21 protein-coding genes are annotated in these 15335 nt (G+C 65.3%); 11 read left to right on the forward strand and 10 right to left on the reverse strand.

Annotation, left to right across the window (positions count from 1 at the left end; genetic code table 11):
* Positions 1 to 13: 13 nt before the first annotated feature.
* Positions 14 to 277 carry a hypothetical protein gene (locus C3B44_RS03365; protein WP_108431128.1) on the forward strand — a complete coding sequence of 88 codons (264 nt, stop codon included), beginning with the start codon at positions 14 to 16 and terminating at the stop codon, positions 275 to 277.
* On the opposite strand, the gene C3B44_RS03370 is transcribed toward C3B44_RS03365, so the two are convergent.
* Positions 274 to 1626 carry an MFS transporter gene (locus C3B44_RS03370; protein WP_108431129.1) on the reverse strand — a complete coding sequence of 451 codons (1353 nt, stop codon included), beginning with the start codon at positions 1624 to 1626 and terminating at the stop codon, positions 274 to 276. The two genes, C3B44_RS03365 and C3B44_RS03370, sit on opposite strands and share 4 nt — an antisense overlap.
* 93 nt (positions 1627 to 1719) lie before the next feature.
* On the opposite strand from C3B44_RS03370, the gene thrC reads away from it, so the two are divergent.
* Genes thrC through C3B44_RS03380 form a run of 3 tightly spaced genes read left to right on the forward strand, consistent with a single transcriptional unit; the run spans position 1720 to position 4252 of the window.
* Entirely contained in the window at positions 1720 to 3159 is a 1440-nt protein-coding gene (thrC, locus tag C3B44_RS03375; protein ID WP_108431130.1) for a threonine synthase, read from the forward strand.
* Positions 3160 to 3300, forward strand: coding sequence for a hypothetical protein (locus C3B44_RS11735; protein WP_199222410.1), 141 nt, complete (start codon positions 3160 to 3162; stop codon positions 3298 to 3300). It begins immediately after the preceding gene.
* On the forward strand, positions 3287 to 4252 hold the full coding sequence (locus C3B44_RS03380; protein WP_108431131.1) for a trypsin-like serine protease: 966 nt from the start codon (positions 3287 to 3289) through the stop codon (positions 4250 to 4252). Before C3B44_RS11735 ends, C3B44_RS03380 begins: the two co-directional genes overlap by 14 nt.
* Before the next feature lie 7 nt (positions 4253 to 4259).
* Here the strand turns inward: C3B44_RS03380 and C3B44_RS03385 are convergent, their stop codons facing one another.
* Positions 4260 to 5021, reverse strand: coding sequence for a hypothetical protein (locus C3B44_RS03385; protein ID WP_146183464.1), 762 nt, complete (start codon positions 5019 to 5021; stop codon positions 4260 to 4262).
* A 97-nt stretch (positions 5022 to 5118) separates the two neighbouring features.
* Between C3B44_RS03385 and C3B44_RS03390 the strand changes: the two genes are divergently transcribed.
* On the forward strand, positions 5119 to 5643 hold the full coding sequence (locus C3B44_RS03390) for an NUDIX hydrolase (RefSeq protein ID WP_108431133.1): 525 nt from the start codon (positions 5119 to 5121) through the stop codon (positions 5641 to 5643).
* Here C3B44_RS03390 and C3B44_RS12055 read toward each other — a convergent pair.
* Both C3B44_RS12055 and C3B44_RS03395 read right to left on the reverse strand, forming a co-directional pair.
* Positions 5625 to 5747, reverse strand: a complete 123-nt coding sequence (locus C3B44_RS12055) for a hypothetical protein (protein WP_268876427.1) — start codon at positions 5745 to 5747, stop codon at positions 5625 to 5627. The genes C3B44_RS03390 and C3B44_RS12055 overlap by 19 nt on opposite strands.
* Positions 5748 to 5765: 18 nt before the next feature.
* The gene (locus C3B44_RS03395) at positions 5766 to 6095 is read right to left on the reverse strand and encodes a hypothetical protein (RefSeq protein ID WP_108431134.1); all 330 of its coding nucleotides are present in this window, start codon (positions 6093 to 6095) and stop codon (positions 5766 to 5768) included.
* A 24-nt stretch (positions 6096 to 6119) separates the two neighbouring features.
* Between C3B44_RS03395 and C3B44_RS03400 the strand changes: the two genes are divergently transcribed.
* A complete protein-coding gene (locus C3B44_RS03400; RefSeq protein ID WP_108431135.1) occupies positions 6120 to 6851 on the forward strand; it encodes a PIG-L deacetylase family protein in 732 nt (243 codons plus the stop codon).
* 14 nt (positions 6852 to 6865) lie between these two features.
* Here the strand turns inward: C3B44_RS03400 and C3B44_RS03405 are convergent, their stop codons facing one another.
* Positions 6866 to 7060 carry a hypothetical protein gene (locus C3B44_RS03405; protein WP_108431136.1) on the reverse strand — a complete coding sequence of 65 codons (195 nt, stop codon included), beginning with the start codon at positions 7058 to 7060 and terminating at the stop codon, positions 6866 to 6868.
* A gap of 104 nt (positions 7061 to 7164) precedes the next feature.
* On the opposite strand from C3B44_RS03405, the gene C3B44_RS03410 reads away from it, so the two are divergent.
* A complete protein-coding gene (locus C3B44_RS03410) occupies positions 7165 to 8529 on the forward strand; it encodes a CitMHS family transporter (protein WP_108432536.1) in 1365 nt (454 codons plus the stop codon).
* On the opposite strand, the gene C3B44_RS03415 is transcribed toward C3B44_RS03410, so the two are convergent.
* From C3B44_RS03415 to C3B44_RS03425, 3 genes are all read right to left on the reverse strand, one after another.
* Entirely contained in the window at positions 8526 to 8942 is a 417-nt protein-coding gene (locus C3B44_RS03415) for a hypothetical protein (protein WP_108431137.1), read from the reverse strand. The two genes, C3B44_RS03410 and C3B44_RS03415, sit on opposite strands and share 4 nt — an antisense overlap.
* Positions 8917 to 9756 carry an FtsX-like permease family protein gene (locus C3B44_RS03420; protein WP_108431138.1) on the reverse strand — a complete coding sequence of 280 codons (840 nt, stop codon included), beginning with the start codon at positions 9754 to 9756 and terminating at the stop codon, positions 8917 to 8919. Before C3B44_RS03420 ends, C3B44_RS03415 begins: the two co-directional genes overlap by 26 nt.
* 180 nt (positions 9757 to 9936) lie before the next feature.
* Positions 9937 to 10623, reverse strand: coding sequence for an ABC transporter ATP-binding protein (locus C3B44_RS03425; protein WP_108431139.1), 687 nt, complete (start codon positions 10621 to 10623; stop codon positions 9937 to 9939).
* 110 nt (positions 10624 to 10733) lie between these two features.
* Between C3B44_RS03425 and C3B44_RS03430 the strand changes: the two genes are divergently transcribed.
* The 3 genes from C3B44_RS03430 (at position 10734) to C3B44_RS12165 (ending at position 12390) form a co-directional block, all read left to right on the forward strand.
* On the forward strand, positions 10734 to 11456 hold the full coding sequence (locus tag C3B44_RS03430; RefSeq protein ID WP_242979249.1) for a sensor histidine kinase: 723 nt from the start codon (positions 10734 to 10736) through the stop codon (positions 11454 to 11456).
* Positions 11453 to 12109 (forward strand): LuxR C-terminal-related transcriptional regulator, encoded by a 657-nt coding sequence (locus C3B44_RS03435; protein ID WP_108431141.1) that lies wholly within the window; start codon positions 11453 to 11455, stop codon positions 12107 to 12109. Before C3B44_RS03430 ends, C3B44_RS03435 begins: the two co-directional genes overlap by 4 nt.
* Positions 12110 to 12192: 83 nt before the next feature.
* Positions 12193 to 12390 (forward strand): helix-turn-helix domain-containing protein, encoded by a 198-nt coding sequence (locus C3B44_RS12165; protein WP_108431142.1) that lies wholly within the window; start codon positions 12193 to 12195, stop codon positions 12388 to 12390.
* 76 nt (positions 12391 to 12466) lie between these two features.
* On the opposite strand, the gene glnA is transcribed toward C3B44_RS12165, so the two are convergent.
* The gene (gene glnA, locus C3B44_RS03445; protein ID WP_108431143.1) at positions 12467 to 13903 is read right to left on the reverse strand and encodes a type I glutamate--ammonia ligase; all 1437 of its coding nucleotides are present in this window, start codon (positions 13901 to 13903) and stop codon (positions 12467 to 12469) included.
* Positions 13904 to 14058: 155 nt separating this feature from the next.
* On the opposite strand from glnA, the gene C3B44_RS03450 reads away from it, so the two are divergent.
* Positions 14059 to 14538, forward strand: coding sequence for an RDD family protein (locus tag C3B44_RS03450; protein WP_108431144.1), 480 nt, complete (start codon positions 14059 to 14061; stop codon positions 14536 to 14538).
* Here C3B44_RS03450 and C3B44_RS03455 read toward each other — a convergent pair.
* On the reverse strand, positions 14535 to 15326 hold the full coding sequence (locus tag C3B44_RS03455) for a DUF4191 domain-containing protein (RefSeq protein WP_108431145.1): 792 nt from the start codon (positions 15324 to 15326) through the stop codon (positions 14535 to 14537). The two genes, C3B44_RS03450 and C3B44_RS03455, sit on opposite strands and share 4 nt — an antisense overlap.
* Positions 15327 to 15335 lie beyond the last annotated feature (9 nt).

The raw sequence follows: 15335 nt of genomic DNA on the forward strand, positions 1-15335 counted from the left end.
AGGCTTAACGCCTATGGCTTTGAACCTGTCCATCGATCTTGATAACGCCACCTTCGCCGATCTCGCCAACCTCGTCGAGGCCGCCCGCACCGCCGGCATCAGCAACGACGCTCCGGTGCGTCTCGACGAGACCCGCCTGCACCTTGAGGCCAGCGGTGGGGCGCTAAACCGGTCGTCGAGAAGCGAGCATGACCACCACCGCAGCGATACCTCGACCGGCAGCGAGGCGGCGCTGCGCTTCATCGCGCAGCTGCTCGGCGAGGAACGCCGCCACTAATCCGAGGAATCGACGATGCGCACGCCGCGGCCGGCGCGCTTCTCCCAGCGCTTGACCCACGCGCGGGTGAGTAGGATGCCGGTCATGCCGAGCGCCCAGATCACCAAGACCACGAGCCAGCCGAGGCGGAAGTCCGCCCACTGGTAGGTCTCGCCGGCCGAGGAGGCATCCAGAGTGATGCCGACCAGCTGGGCGGCCAGCATGCCCGAGAGAAAGCCGCCCATGTTGCCGAGGCCGGTGCCGGTGGCGACGACGCGCCGATGCACCCGGGCGCGGACGTTGTCGAAGCCGAAGTTTGCCGTCGGGGTGAACACGGCCATGATGATGTTGACCACGATGATCGCCGCCAACGAGCGCGGCTCGGCCGGCAGGATGAAGATCAACCAGGCGATCCCGATGATGCCGGCGAGCACCACGACGGCGAGGTCGCGGTTGTAGCCGGTGCGCTGCGAGACCCACCCGAGCAGCGGGCCGGCGGCGATCGTGGAGATCGTGTTGATGGTCAAAACGAGGCCGACCTGGGCGTTGTCCAGGCCCATGCCCAGGGTCATCAGCGGCACGCCCCACAGCAGGGTGAACACGATCTGGTTGAGCATGCCCGTCCAGTGGATGAAAAAGCCTTGCCAGCACAGGGGGTGCTTCAACACGGTCGACAGCGTGTTGAAAAACCGTGACTTCTTGCGCCGCATCTCGCGGGCGGTGAGCTGCCCGGGCTCCGGGGAATCGGTGGGGGAATCCTCGTCGTCGCTGCCGTCGGGGGCATCGGAGATCGCCACGCCGGCGGCAATGGCCACGAGGATGCCCACGGCACCGAGCGAGACGAACGCGACCGTCCAGCCCTGCGCGCCGAGCAGCCACAGGAAAGGCACCGCCGAGAAAAACTGGCCCAGCTGGCCCAGACCCGAGGTGAGCTGGGTGAACAGGGGAGTAATGCGCGCCGGGAACCAGAACGGCAGAAGGCGCATCGCCGACAAGAAGGCCGAGGCGTCGCCGGCGCCGATGAACACGCGCGCGAGGATCGCCACCCAATAGTTGCTGGTCAGGCCTAAGATGATCTGGCCTACACCCATGAGCACCGCGCCGATGATGAGCACGCGCCGCGAGCCGAAACGGTCGATGAGCAGGCCCACCGGGATCTGCGCGAGGGCGTAGACGCCCACCTGGACCGCCGTGAACACAGCGATGCGCGAGGCGTCGACCTCGAAGCGGGCGATGGCGTCGACACCCGCCACGCCGAAGGAGGTGCGGCCGGTGATAGCGACGATGTAGAACAACACCGCAGCGCCCCACACGATGAGGGCGCGCCGGGTCACCTGCTGACGGGGATCGGGACGCGACGATGGACTCATGAGGCCGAACTATAGACCCCGGGGGCTACCCCCGGGAGAACACCGGGGGATTATGCGTGTTTTGTCTCGGCTTCAAGAAGTAGGCTGTGAGGTATGGATTACATCTCAACCCGTGACACCAACCTGCAGGCCGCGAAGTTCACCGACATCCTCATGTCGGGACTGGCCCCCGACGGGGGCCTGTACCTGCCGGCCGAGTACCCGGACGTCTCCGAGGACCTCGCCTCACTGCGCGAGACACTGAACACGAAGGGCTACGCAGCGCTCGTCGCGGAGATCCTGAAGCTCTACATCGATGACATCCCGCACGAGGACCTGGAGGCCATCGCCGAGCGCGCCTACACCGCGGAGGCTTTCGGCAGCGAGGAGATCGTGAGCGTCGATAAGTTCGACGAGCGCCTCTACCTCGGCCACATCTCTGAGGGCCCGACCGCCGCGTTCAAGGACATGGCGATGCAGCTGCTCGGCGAGCTTTTCGAATATGAGCTCACTCGCCGCGGGGCGAAGCTCAACATCCTGGGCGCCACCTCGGGCGATACGGGCTCCTCGGCGGAGTATGCGATGCGCGGGCGCGACAACATCAACGTGTTCATGCTCACCCCGGCCGGGCGCATGACCCCGTTCCAGCAGGCGCAGATGTACTCGCTGGACGAGGAGAACATCTACAACATCGCGATCGACGGCACGTTCGACGACTGCCAGGACATCGTCAAGGCCGTCCACGGCGATGCCGCGTTTAAGGCCGAGTACTCCATCGGCGCGGTCAACTCGATCAACTTCGCCCGCATCCTCGCGCAGGTCGCGTACTACTTTGCGCTGTACTTCCGCACGGTCGAGGACAACGAGACCGAGATCTCCTTCGCCGTGCCCACCGGCAACTTCGGCAACGCCTACGCCGGCATCGTCGCGCGTCTGATGGGCCTGCCGATCGATCAGATCATCATCGCCAACAACGAAAACGACGGCTTGGATAAGTTCTTCAACACCGGCTACTTCCACACCAAGGGACTCGGCGGCGCGCAGAAGACCTCGTCGCCGTCGATGGATATTGTCAAGCCCTCGAACTTCGAGCGCTTCATCTACGACCTGCTCGACGGCGAGCCGGGCCGCGTCGCCGACATCTTCGGCGAGCAGCTCAAGGAGGGCGGCTTCAACCTCTCCGAGGACACCAAGATGCTCGACATCATCCCCGAGTTCGGCATCGCCTCCGGCTCGTCCACCCACGCCGATCGCATCAATCAGATCCGGCGTGCGCACGAGGAGCTGGATACGCTCATCGACCCCCACACCGCCGACGGCGTAAAGGTCGCCCGCGACTGGCTCGAGAACATCGACACCGAGATCATCGTTTTGGAAACCGCCCTGCCGGTGAAGTTCTCCGAGACGATTACCGAGGCCATCGGCTCTTTCCCGGCCACCCCGGTGCGCTTCGCGGGCATCGAGGACGGGGAGCGTCACGTCGTCGATATGGACAACAACGCTGAGGATGTGAAACGCTTTATCTCCGAACACGCAGCGGAGAAGGAGAACTAGATGGGCCAGGAGTTTTTCGGCGGCCCCGAATACTTCCAGGAATTCGATCCCGAGAAGTTCGCCCGTGAACTGAAGGCGGAAGCGGCCCGCAAAGAGGCCGAGGGTACTGAGGACACGGGCGGCGAGGATGCCGAAAACTAGAGAAAACATCGCCTGGGGCGCGGCCATTGTGATCGCTGGCCTCGGCGTCGTCGGGGTCACCGCCGTGGGCTTGGACGCCGAGCAGCCGGAGCCGCGTGCCGACGCCACGGCCCCGTCAGTCGCCGCCAACGAGAACATCCAGCGCGCCGAGCCCGAACCAGAGCTGACCCCCGCCCCCGAAGTCGACGAGGAGCCGGTCGCCGCCGTCACCCCGGTCTCCAGTCCGTGGGCGCCTGGGGCGACGTTCAGCCTGCTCGAGGAGTACCCGGAGCCGGGCGTGCCGTTTACTGCCACCGAATGCACGGCCGCGTTCTCGTTCACGGGCGCCGATGGCCGCATGTACGCCGTCACCGCCTCGCACTGTGGCTCCCAGGGCGATCTCGTCTTCCCCCGCAACGGCGAGACCATCGCGGACTACACCACCGAGATGGGCCACGTCATCTACTCCGGCCTCGACCATCCCGGCGCGGGCGAGCACGACGTGCGCCCCGACGTCGCCATTATCGAGATCACGCGGCCGGACTCGCTGGCCATCGCCGGCGGGGAAGAGCCCGCGCCGACGGTGTTGGCCTCGCAGACAGAACCCGGCGGGACCGCCTGCAAGCTCGGCGGCACCACCGGGCGCACCTGCGGCGAGCTGGGCACCCAGGGCGAGCACTACATCATGGTCGATCCCGCCACCGAAGAAGACGTCCGCTCGATTGGGGATACCGCCGCCATCTGCGCGCAGCGCGGGGATTCCGGCGGGCCGGTGATCGCGGAGATCGACGGCCGCCAGGCCGTCATCGGGCTGGTCTCCGGCACGCGCAGCGATGAGATCAACGGCGATCCCTCCTGCCCGGGCGATGGCATCGACTCCGCCGCCGGTTCCATCGCTTTCGCGAATATCGCGCAGATCAAGGCCGTCATCGACGAAGTCGTGCCCGACGCCGAGTTCACGCCGGTGGCCTAGCCGCGCGCTAGTCCTCGGCGCCGGTCTGGCTCCACGGGGTGATGATGTTCAGCCCGTCCACGTGGCTGATATCGCCGAACGCGCTGGTATCGCCGGCCTCACCGGTGGCGTAGACCACGAAGGAGATCCCGGCGATCGCCGCCGGCAACTCGATGTCTTTCCAGTCTTCGGTAATCTTTCGGAATTCTTCCGGGTCGTCGGTCTCCCACACCATGGACGCGCGCTGCTGGCCGGGTCCCGGGTAGTGCGAGAAGCGCACCGTGCCGGCGCCGTGGGAGACGGCGAAGTCGGTGAGCGTCTCCACGGCCTCCGGGTCCACCGGCACGTGGCAGTAGCTCCAGATCTTTAGGGTCAGCTCCGCCGGGGTGGAGATCGCCAGGTTGTCGATGCAGTGATCCGCCGTCATCTGCGCCAGATGCTCGGCGAGAGCCCCGGTGTTCTGCATCGCGTTGTCGGTGGCCTCGCCCTCGATGAGCATTGAGTGGGCCTGGTCGGTGGCGTAGTCGACCTCGATGAGTGCCGGGTTGAACAGCACCGCGATGTCTGCCGGCTCCGGCCCCGGCGGCCCGGGAGGCGGGGGAGCGGCAGGCTCGGCGTTTTCGGGTAAGGGATAGCGCTTCCCGTCCGCCTCGGTCTCGTAGGCGAAGAGGACCACCAGCGTGACGACGGCCGCGAGCACCAGAACCGGATACATCACCGGTACCGCCGGGCGCCACCACTCGCGGCGCTGCGCGGCGTCTTCAGGCTGCGCGGAAACTGGAGTCGACATGATGATCACCGAGTCTAGCGGGTGGGCACGAGGCGGGCCGCTAGAATTGCCGGCGAGTACAGAAGATCGAGCAGCAGATCAAGGAAGCGAGTATCCGGTGCCCATCCCTGAGTTCATCGTTGACCTACGCGAGAAGATCGGCCATGACCCGCTGTGGCTGCCGGGGATCACCGCGGTGGTGCTTCGCGATGCCACCGACGATTCGGTGTGGGCGGCCCCGGAGGTGCTGCTGGTCAAACGCTCGGACAACGGCGCCTGGACCCCCGTGACTGGGATCTGCGAGCCCGGGGAGGACCCGCATGTCACCGCCGTGCGCGAGGTGAAGGAGGAAACGGGTATCGACGCCCGCGTGGACGCCCTGCTCGGCGTCGGTGCTACCGAGCCGGTCGTCCACGCCAACGGCGATCAGGCGACCTACATGTCGGTGGCCTTGAGGCTCACCGCGCTCGGGGACGATGAGCCCGTCGTCGGCGACGACGAGTCTGCAGAGGTCGGGTGGTTTCCGGTGACGCGGATGCCCGTCGAGAAGCCCTGGCTGCGCCTGATCATCGCCGACGCCGCCGCGCAGCGTAAGCGGCCCGAAGGGTTCACGCCGCGGCTGGGTTATAAGAAGCGCCGGTAGTCGGCCGGCGCGGCGGTGAGATCCCAGTAGCGATCAGCCAGGCGCACGCGATAGGGCGTGGTCTCGCCGTGCAGGACCGCCTGGAGCTCTTCGGCGTTATCCACCCGGCAGGTGATGAGATATCAGGGCGGTATGGACTCGTCGACGACCTCGGCGGGCTCGATGCCCGCACCGCAGAGCACGATCTGCGGCGGTCCCGGCTCGCAGGTGATGATCAAGGGGCCGGCGACGGCGAGATCGAAAAGCAAGGAGCACGCCGCCGGAGAAGGAGTGATGCCGAAGAGCTGGCCATAAAAGCTCGCCGAGCCGAGATACGAGGACTCGAAGACCCCGTCGATCCCCGGGGCGTGCAGGTAGAGCCCATCGGCCTGCACCTGGTGGGCATCCAGCACCGCACGGATAGCGGGCATGTCCGCCGCGTCGGTGGCGCGCAACGTCAGATCTATGGCCATGCGCCCGAGGCTACACTTGCAGACATGACCACAAACCCCTCGCTTTCCACCCTGGACCTCGACGGCGTGCGGCGCATCCTGTGCGTAGCCGCGCACCCAGACGACCTCGAGTATGGCATCTCCGCCGCCGTCGCCGCCTGGACCGCCGCCGGCATCGAGGTCGACTACCTCCTGCTAACCTCCGGAGAGGCCGGTATGCAGCGCGAACCCGAGATCGTCGGCCCGCTGCGCGCCCGCGAGCAATCCCGGGCCTGCGAGATCGTCGGGGTCAACAACCTTAAGATCTGCGACTTTCCCGACGGCCACCTCGAACCCGGCCTGCCCCTGCGCCGCGCGATCGCCCGGAGTATCCGCAAGCGGCGCCCGGATATCGTCGTCACCTCTAACTTCGAGATGGAGGTGCCCTGGGGCCTCAACCACGTGGATCACCGCATCGTCGGCGAGGCGGTGGTCGACGCGATCCGGGATGCCGGCACCCGCTGGATTCACCGCGAGCTTCTCGACGACGGCCTGGAACCCCATGTAACACAGCGCCTGCTCATCGGCGGCTACCCGGATGAGCGGTGCAACGTCTACGTGGATGTCACCGGCGGGCCGCTGCGCCAGGGGATCGACTCGCTCAACGCGCACGAGGAATACCTCGCGGATCTGCTGGATCACCCGGCGCCGGAGGATTTCCTGCCGGAGATGGCGCACGCGACGGGAAGGCGCGTCGGCGTAAAGGCGGCGATCGGCTTCCGCGAGTGGCCGATGTGAGAACTTAGCAGAACTTAGAAGAACACCACCGCGCCGAGCGAGGCGAGGGTGGTGGACACGGAGACGATCAGCACCACCGCAACAATGAGCGGCAGGTGCGCGCTCATCGGGTCGGCTTCCGGCTCGGGGTGAAGCTGAGCCGCCACGACCTCGTTGGCGTAGGCGATCTCCCTCTCGACGAGGGCGGCGACGTACTCATCGTGGCTCATGCTCTGTGATTGTGCTCCTTAGAGTCGCAGAAGTCCAGTGTGATAAAATCACTCCGTTCTGCACGACACTGTGCATGAGCCTGATGAGTGAAGGGATGAAGGCCGTGACTTCCGAGCTGGGACTGACGTTTATCGGACTGGCGATCATTGCCGTGACCGTCGGTATTTTAATCCGGGGCCGGACGAACCCTGTGGTGGCGATGACGCTCATCCCCGTCACCGGTGCGCTGCTCGCTGGCTTTTCCATTCCCGAGATCGGCGACTTCTTCGGCGAGGGCCTCGAGTCCGTGATGAACGTCGTGGTGATGTTCATCTTCGCCATCATCTACTTCGGGATCATGCAGGATGCGGGGCTTTTCACCCCGATCATCGAACGTTTAATCAGGATGACCCGCGGGCACGTGGTCCTGGTGACCCTCGGCACCGCCGCGATCGCGGTGATCGCGCACCTCGATGGCGCGGGTGCCTCCACCTTCCTCATCACCATCCCGGCGCTTCTGCCGCTGTATAAGGCGCTGAACATCTCGCGCTACATCCTGCTCGCGATCGTCGTGCTGTCCGCCTCGGTGATGAACATGGTGCCCTGGGCGGGCCCAGTGGGACGCGCCGCCACGGTCATCGACACCACTCCCGATGAGATCTGGCGGGAGCTTTTGCCCATCCAGGGGCTCTCGCTGGTGATGGTGTTCGCGATCGCCGCGCTGCTCGGCTATCAGGAGATGCGGCGGATCGCCAAGCTGCAGGCCTCCGGAGACTTCCGCGGCTCCGCCTCGGTCGATGTGCATAAGGTCGCCGACGACTTCGTGGCGCGGGAGCGGCAGCAAAGGCTTGACGACGGGGTGGTCCGTCGCGACGCCACCTGGGTCACCATCGTCAACGTTGCACTCACCGTGGTGGTGATCGCGATGCTGGTCTCCGGCATCATCGGCCCAGCCCCGGTGTTTCTGATCGCCACCTCGCTGGCACTGGTGGTGAACTTCCCGACAGCCGAGAACCAGTCCGATACCCTCAAACGCCACGCGCCCTCGGCGCTGTCCATGGCGGGTGTCCTGCTCGCGGCGGCGATGTTCCTCGGCGTGCTCAACGCCTCCGGCATGCTGGAGGCCATCGCGGTCACCCTGGTGGGCGTCCTGCCGGCAGCGCTCGGGCCCTATGTCCATATCATCGTGGGGCTTTTCGGCGTGCCGCTGGACCTGTTGACCTCCACCGACGCGTACTACTTCTCGATCCTCCCAGTCGTCGAGCAGACCGCCGGCACCTTCGAGGTCTCCGCCATGGGTGTGGCCGTTGCGCTGATTATCGGCAACATCATCGGCACGTTCTTCTCGCCGTTCTCCCCGGCGCTTTGGTTGGGCATCGGCCTGGCGGAGGCGAACATGGGCAAGCACATCCGCGTGACCTTCCCGATCGCCTGGGCCTTTTCCGCCCTCATGGTGCTCGCCGCGTGGGCGCTCGGCATGCTGATTTAGTCCTGCCGGAGGCTTAAGCGCGCGAAGACTTTCCCGCGTAGCGGCTCGACCGCCAGGATCGCCAGCACGGTGATCACCCAGCCCAGCCCGACCAGCGTGAGCGCGCCCAAGAAGCGGGAGAGATACCCTTCCGGGGTGATCTCTGCGAACAGCACGACCGCTGCCAGCGAACTGTTGGCGAAGCCCAAGAGCGAGACCAAAAGCATCGGCCCCATGACTTCCCAGAGGGCCACGCGGGTGAGGAACCACCGGCCCACGCCCACCAAGTGCAGGCTGCGGGTTAGCTCCGCGCTTTCGAATACGGCGGCGGCTTGGCCGAGATACAAGGAGATGGCCATGAGCGCGTAGCCGAAACCCAAGGTCAAAAAGATGCCGGTGGTAATGTCTTTAAATAGGATGCTGATATTGTCCATCCCCCAGGTAGCGGAATCCCCGATAGCAGGTAGCGGAATCCCCGATAGGGGAGGCGACCAGAAAGCCGATGATCCAGCCCAAAAAGGCGGAGACGGCGACGCGTCGCCACGCCAGCTTCGGATTGGCGGCCACCCTTTGTACCGCGACATAGCGCGCCGATCCCGGTAGCAACGCGACAACCTTCGCGCTGAGCTGCACGGCGAACGGGGCGATGAGGTAGACCACCGCGATCATGACGATGGCCGGCATTAGTATCCCCAGCGACATACCCATCTCCGGGGTGAGCTCCACAGAGCGAAGCGCCAGCAGGGTGATGACGGCGAGGCCCACCCCAATAACGGCCTGCCAGCCGCGCACCGCGGCCGGCACGGCGCGTTTGGCCACCCCCAGCGGATCGATACGCACGCGCTGCATGGCGAACCACGCAGAGCCCACCGCGATGACCAAGAGCACCCCCGCCACCGCGAGATAACCCCACCAGGGCAGCAGCACCTCGTGGATGCGGATCTGTTCGCCTTGGAACTCCACGTAAGTCAGCGCCGGGAGCAGGCAGGCATACCCAAACAGGCCGGCTGCGATGCCGATCAGCGAATACAGTGCCGTTTCCGCCACGGTCATGCGGGTGATCTGTTGGGCGCTGACACCCAGCAGGCGCAGGACGGCGAAGCGCTGCTCGCGCCCAGAGGCCGTGACCACCGCCGCCTGTGCCGTTAAGGATTGCACCGCGGGCACGAGGACGATGCAGGCGAATATCGCTAAGGCCACCCACTGGTAGAGCTCGTTGTAGACATCCTTGGCGTTGCCGAGGATCATCGCGATCTCGCCGTAAGGGGTGCTCCGCGCGCTGATAGAACATCCAGGTGCCACTGACCAGGCTGAAAGCGATCGTCGAGCTGAGCGTGAACGCGGCCAGCACGATCAGACGGATCACGCCCATCCCGTTGTTCGACCCACCCCCGGAGGCGCGCAAATGGTTGAGCAAAGCCAGCGTCTTCACCGCACACCCCGCATCATCTGGTCGTTGTGGATGATGCCGTCGCGGATCTCCACCCGCCGGTCCAGCCAGGAGGCGACCGCGACGTCATGAGTGACTACCACCAGCGTCGTGCCGTTATTGGCGGCGACCGCGGTGAGCAGCTGCATGACCTCCTGCCCGGTGGTTTGATCGAGCGCGCCGGTGGGCTCGTCGGCAAACACGATCGACGGCGAGCCCGCCAGCGCCCGCGCGATGGCGATGCGTTGTGCCTGCCCGCCGGAGACCTGCCCGGGGCGCTTGTAGGCTAGGACGTCGATACCCAGCTGTGCCAGGAGGTTCTGCGCGATATCGCGTGCCTTGCCTCGCGGCATCCCCGTCAAGATGGCGGGTAAAGCCACGTTATCGACGGCCGTCAGCTCCGGCAGCAGCTGGCTGTCCTGGAAGACGAAGCCGAACTCTTCCAGCCGCAGGCGCGAGCGCGCCCGATCGTCCAACGCACTGATCTGCAGATCGCCGAAGGAGACGCTGCCGGCGGTGGGGGTGAGCATCCCGGACATGCAGTGCAGCAGGGTCGATTTGCCGGATCCCGACGGCCCCATCACCGCCACCGTCTCCCCGGGGTCGATGGTGAGCGTGATGCCTTCCAGCACACTGGTTCGACCAAAGCTCTTGGTCACGTCATCTAAAACAAGTGAATGTGTCATGGTTGTTATTGCACCAAGCCAGCGCGCCTTTCGACATGGTGTAGGCAGTGCTTTTCAGGGTAGTCCTAGCTCTACCCCCGCTGGCGACAGACCTTTTAGAGTGAAGGATCGTGTGGAGAAAAAGACGCCGGCCTCAGAGCAGCTTCGAACAGCAGCAGGCCATGAAGATCGCGGAGCTCACCCGCTCCCGCCGCGCGATCGCCGACGCCTACGAAATCGAGCGCCAGCGCATCGAGCGCGGCCTCCACGACGGCACCCAGCAATATATTGTCGCCGCCGCGATGAAGCTGGGCGAAGCTTCGCTGAGCGCTCCGCCGCAGGTCAAAGAGCTTATCGACGCCGCGCACCACGACCTTAACGCCGGGCTCGCATCGTTGCGGCAGACGGTGCGCGGCATCGCCCCACACGTGCTGCGCGACCGCGGGCTCATCGCGGCCCTGGACGAGGTCGCGGCCCATTATGGGCCGCACGTGGTGGTGCGCGCCCCGCATGATCTGCCGGTGCTTGCACCCTCGGTGTTGGCCGCGGGGTACTTCTTCGCAGCCGAGGCGCTCACCAACGCCGGCAAGCACGCGCCGGGCGCCGAGGTCAGCGTGTTGGTCATGGCGGATCAGAACCTGAGGATCTCGGTCGTCGACCAGGGCCCGGGCGGTGCGCGGATGGTTCCCCACGGAGGGTTGGAGGGGATGGCCTACCGCCTGGAGGCCTTCGGCGGCACCCTGAGCCTGAGCAGCCCGGAGGGTGGGCCGACCCGGGTGGTGGCCAGCATCCCGCTGCTTTTAGAACGAGGACGAAGCGCCATGCCCAACCCGGAAAAAGAGGATACGCCGTGAGGATCTTTATTGCTGACGACGCCACCCTGCTGCGTGCCGGGTTGGCCGGGCTGTTGGAGCGCCAGGGCCACGAGATCGTTGGCCAGGCGCATGACGCCCCGGCCATGGAAGAGGCGGTCCGTGCGCTCGGGTCGGAGGGGATCGACGTGCTGATCACCGACGTGCGGATGCCACCGAGCATGAGCGATGACGGCCTGAAGAGTGCGGTGTGCCTGCGTGAGGAGTTCCCGGAGCTCGCGGTGATGGTGCTGAGCCAGTACGTCGCACCGGTCTACGCGGTGGAGCTCTTCCAGGACCCGACCTCTGGTACGGGCTACCTCCTCAAAGACCGGGTGGCCGAAGTCGCGGACTTCTTGACGAGCCTGCAGGTCGTCGCTGCCGGAGGAACCGTCATCGACCCGAGCGTGGCCAGCGCCTTGATGTCTGCCGGTCGAGGCGGGTTGGGGGATCTCACCCCACGCGAGAAAGAGGTGTTGGAGCTGATGTCGCGCGGCAAGTCGAACCGCGACATCGCCGAAGAGCTGGTGCTTTCTGCCGCGGCCGTGGCGAAGCACGTGTCCAACATCTTCGTCAAGCTCCGCCTGCAGCCGGAAGAGGAAAACCGGCGGGTCAAAGCGATCCTGCAGTACCTCTCTGCGGGAAGGACGATGTGAGGGAGGGTGTCCATCCACCGCGCGATGCCATAGCCTTACTCCCTGAAACCGTGGCAGGCACTGCCGCAGGATGATCTGTAGGAGTGATTCCGTTGGGCCCAGAACTGACTACCCAACAGGCAGCTGACCTGCTTAACGTCTCTCAGGCCCAAGTCGTTAAATTGCTGAACGAAGGCATCGTGGAGGGGCATAAGGAGGGCGCTCACCGCCGCTTGCGCGCCTCGAGCGTGCAAGCGTTCAAACGCGAGAGAAGCCTTAAACAGCGCGCCGAGTGCGGATGAACTTACGGTTCTTTCTGATGAGCTAGGTCTGTATGAATAACCAGCACCAAAACCGACAACCGGCCTGGTGCAGCTGTCAGCAGTCGAAGTACATCTCGAACTCCAGCGGGGTCGGGCGCAGGCGCGCCGGCTGAATCTCGTTTTCGTACTTGTAGTCGATGTAGGTCTCGATGAGATCCTGGGTGAACACGTCGCCCTCGGTGAGGAACTCGTGATCCTCGCGCAGGGCCTCGAGTGCGGCCTCGAGGGAGGTCGGGGCCTGCGGGATGGAGGCGGCTTCCTCCGGCGGCAGCTCGTAGAGGTCCTTATCGACGGGCGCGTGCGGCTCAATGCGGTTCTTGATGCCATCGATGCCGGCCATGAGCATGGCGGTCAGGCCCAGGTACGGGTTGCCGGAGGGATCCGGGGCGCGGAACTCGAGGCGCTTGGCCTTCGGGCTGGAGCCGGTGATCGGGATGCGCACGGCCGCGGAGCGGTTGCGCTGCGAGTACACGAGGTTGATCGGCGCCTCGAAGCCCTTGACCAAGCGATGGTAGGAGTTCAGCGTCGGGTTGGTAAACGCCAGCACAGCCGGAGCGTGGTGCAGCAGGCCGCCGATGTAGTAGCGGGCGGTATCGGACAGGCCGCCGTAGCCGGACTCGTCGTAGAACAGCGGCTCGCCGTCCTTCCACAGAGACTGGTGCGCGTGCATGCCCGAGCCGTTGTCACCGGCGAGCGGCTTCGGCATGAAGGTGGCGACGGTGCCGTGCTCCTGCGCCGTGTTCTTCACGATGTACTTGAAAGTCTGTAGGTCGTCGGCAGCCTGCAGGAGAGTGTCGAAACGGTAGTTGACCTCGTTCTGGCCGCCGGTGCCTACCTCGTGGTGGAAGCGCTCGACCTCGAAGCCGACCTGCTGGAGGCGTTTGACGATGGCGTCGCGCACCTCCTGGGTCTTATCCACCGGGGTGTTGGGGAAGTAGCCGCCCTTCATGCGGGTCTTGTTGCCGAGGTTGGGGGAGCCGTCGAGCTCCGTCTCGTTGGCGCGGTTCCACCAGCCCTCGGAGGAGTCGAGGTGGTAGAACGCGGAGTTGGCCTCGGCGGCGTAGGAGACCTTGTCGAAGAGGTAGAACTCGGCCTCCAGGCCGAAAGAGGCGGAGTTGGCGATCCCGGTGGAGGCGAGGTATTCCTCGGCCTTCTTCGCCACGTTGCGCGGGTCACGACTAAAAGCCTCGTAGGTGAAAGGGTCGTTGACGAAGAACTGCATGTTCAGCGTCGGGACGGTGCGGAACGGGTCGACGTACGCGGTCGTCGGGTCCGGCAGCAGCGTCATGTCGGATTCTTCGATGGTGGTGAACCCGCGGATCGACGAGCCGTCGAAAGCCATGCCAGCGGTGGCGGCGTCCTCGTCGAAGTCGGAGGCCGGCAGGGTGAAGTGGTGCTCCATGCCGGGGACGTCGGTGAAGCGGATGTCGAGGAACTCGATGCCCTCATCCTTGATGAACTTGATGACGTCGTCGTTGTTCTTAAAAGCCACGGGGTTCTCCTAGGTCTGCGACGGATGGTCTACCGCTCCCACGATACGGGAAGGCCTCTGGGGAAATCGTAATGGCTGTGCGTTGCCCCTTAGGTAACTCGGGGGATAATGCGTCACATTTCACCCCCACCGTGGGCAAACGATATGCTGCCATCATGGCTGAATCCAGACGTAGTTGGCTCGACGGACCCCATATTCCCTCGGAATACGACGGTCCGGATGACCTGAGCAAGTGGCCCGGCGAGAAGCTCGGCCTGCCTAAGCGGGGCCCGGGTTCAATGGCGTCGGTAGCTCGGCGCGCCGCCGCGGTCATCATTGACTGGATCGCCTGCATGATAGTCGCCGGCTTCATCAACGCCTTCATCACCGATGCCCTAGGTGATACCCCGACGCTGACGCTGCTGCTGTGGCTCGTCGTGGGCATCATCGGCGGCTGGCTCTTCGCCCGCACCCCGGGCATGGCGGTGCTGGGGTTGGGCGTGGCGCGTGTCGACGTCCCCGGCGCCCGCGTCGGCCTCTGGCGCGCAGTGGTGCGCACCGTTCTCACGGCGTTTATTCTTCCCGCCGCCATGGTGGACGCCGACGGTCGTGGCATGCACGACCGGGGCACCGGCACCGTCGTCATCCGCTCCTAGCGCTTCTTCGAGCGCTGGGAGGCGCGGCGCATGCGGCGGTTCATGCCCGAGACATTCTGGGCCTGGCGCGGCATCGGGCCCTTCGGCAGGCCTTGCGTCTGGGCGTCGCCACGGACTTCGATGGCTTCGAGCTTCGCCGAGAGCGAGTAGACCTCGTTCTTGCGGTAGTTACGTGGGAACTTCAGCATATGCCGCTGCAGCTTCTTCAGCGGCACCTCGCCCTTCTCCTCGTCTTCGCCGATGAAGACCTCGTGAATGGGCACGCCGGCCAGCACCTTGTCGATGCGCCGGGCCTGCTGGGTCATCAGCGGGCGCAGGCGGTTGCGGTTGCCCTCGCCCACGAGCACGACACCCGGGTTGCCGACGACGCGGTGCACCAGATCCATCTGTTTCGTGCCCGCCACGCCGGTCTTGGTAATCCAGGCCACGCCGACGGTGTTGCGCAGGTTCTCCAGCGCCCAACCGCCGGCGCCCTTCTCGCCCGACATGCGGTCATACATCGACGCCTCGAGGCGCTTGGTAAACACCAGCACGGCCAGGAGGATGCCCACGGGAATACCCAGCACGAGCATCCACCACTGGCCGCCCCACAGCAGACCAATGAGGAAGAACACCAGCATGGTGCCGATCAACGTGATCAGCATCAGCGGGATGAGCTTCTTGTCCTGCTTGCGCAGGATGTTGAAGGCCTGCCACATCTGCTTCCAGGTCTGCCCGCGCTTTTCGCGCTTGGCCTGGCGTGCTGCCTTCTTCACTGCCTTGTCTGCCGCCTTAGAGTCCTTAGCCATGCCTACTAC

Source organism: Corynebacterium yudongzhengii, assembly GCF_003065405.1.
GTDB classification, from domain to species: Bacteria; Actinomycetota; Actinomycetes; order Mycobacteriales; family Mycobacteriaceae; genus Corynebacterium; species Corynebacterium yudongzhengii.

Excerpts from the sequence above, each read along its gene's own strand:
- C3B44_RS03405 (WP_108431136.1), bottom strand. The coding sequence starts at position 7,060 with ATGAGCCACGATGAGTACGTCGCCGCCCTCGTCGAGAGGGAGATCGCC.
- C3B44_RS03425 (WP_108431139.1), bottom strand. The coding sequence starts at position 10,623 with ATGACACATTCACTTGTTTTAGATGACGTGACCAAGAGCTTTGGTCGA.
- C3B44_RS03420 (WP_108431138.1), bottom strand. The coding sequence starts at position 9,756 with ATGATCCTCGGCAACGCCAAGGATGTCTACAACGAGCTCTACCAGTGG.
- C3B44_RS03400 (WP_108431135.1), top strand. The coding sequence starts at position 6,120 with ATGACCACAAACCCCTCGCTTTCCACCCTGGACCTCGACGGCGTGCGG.
- C3B44_RS11735 (WP_199222410.1), top strand. The coding sequence starts at position 3,160 with ATGGGCCAGGAGTTTTTCGGCGGCCCCGAATACTTCCAGGAATTCGAT.
- C3B44_RS03415 (WP_108431137.1), bottom strand. The coding sequence starts at position 8,942 with ATGGACAATATCAGCATCCTATTTAAAGACATTACCACCGGCATCTTT.
- C3B44_RS03370 (WP_108431129.1), bottom strand. The coding sequence starts at position 1,626 with ATGAGTCCATCGTCGCGTCCCGATCCCCGTCAGCAGGTGACCCGGCGC.
- C3B44_RS03385 (WP_146183464.1), bottom strand. The coding sequence starts at position 5,021 with ATGTCGACTCCAGTTTCCGCGCAGCCTGAAGACGCCGCGCAGCGCCGC.
- C3B44_RS03365 (WP_108431128.1), top strand. The coding sequence starts at position 14 with ATGGCTTTGAACCTGTCCATCGATCTTGATAACGCCACCTTCGCCGAT.
- C3B44_RS03395 (WP_108431134.1), bottom strand. The coding sequence starts at position 6,095 with ATGGCCATAGATCTGACGTTGCGCGCCACCGACGCGGCGGACATGCCC.
- C3B44_RS03380 (WP_108431131.1), top strand. The coding sequence starts at position 3,287 with ATGCCGAAAACTAGAGAAAACATCGCCTGGGGCGCGGCCATTGTGATC.
- C3B44_RS03455 (WP_108431145.1), bottom strand. The coding sequence starts at position 15,326 with ATGGCTAAGGACTCTAAGGCGGCAGACAAGGCAGTGAAGAAGGCAGCA.
- thrC (WP_108431130.1), top strand. The coding sequence starts at position 1,720 with ATGGATTACATCTCAACCCGTGACACCAACCTGCAGGCCGCGAAGTTC.
- C3B44_RS03450 (WP_108431144.1), top strand. The coding sequence starts at position 14,059 with ATGGCTGAATCCAGACGTAGTTGGCTCGACGGACCCCATATTCCCTCG.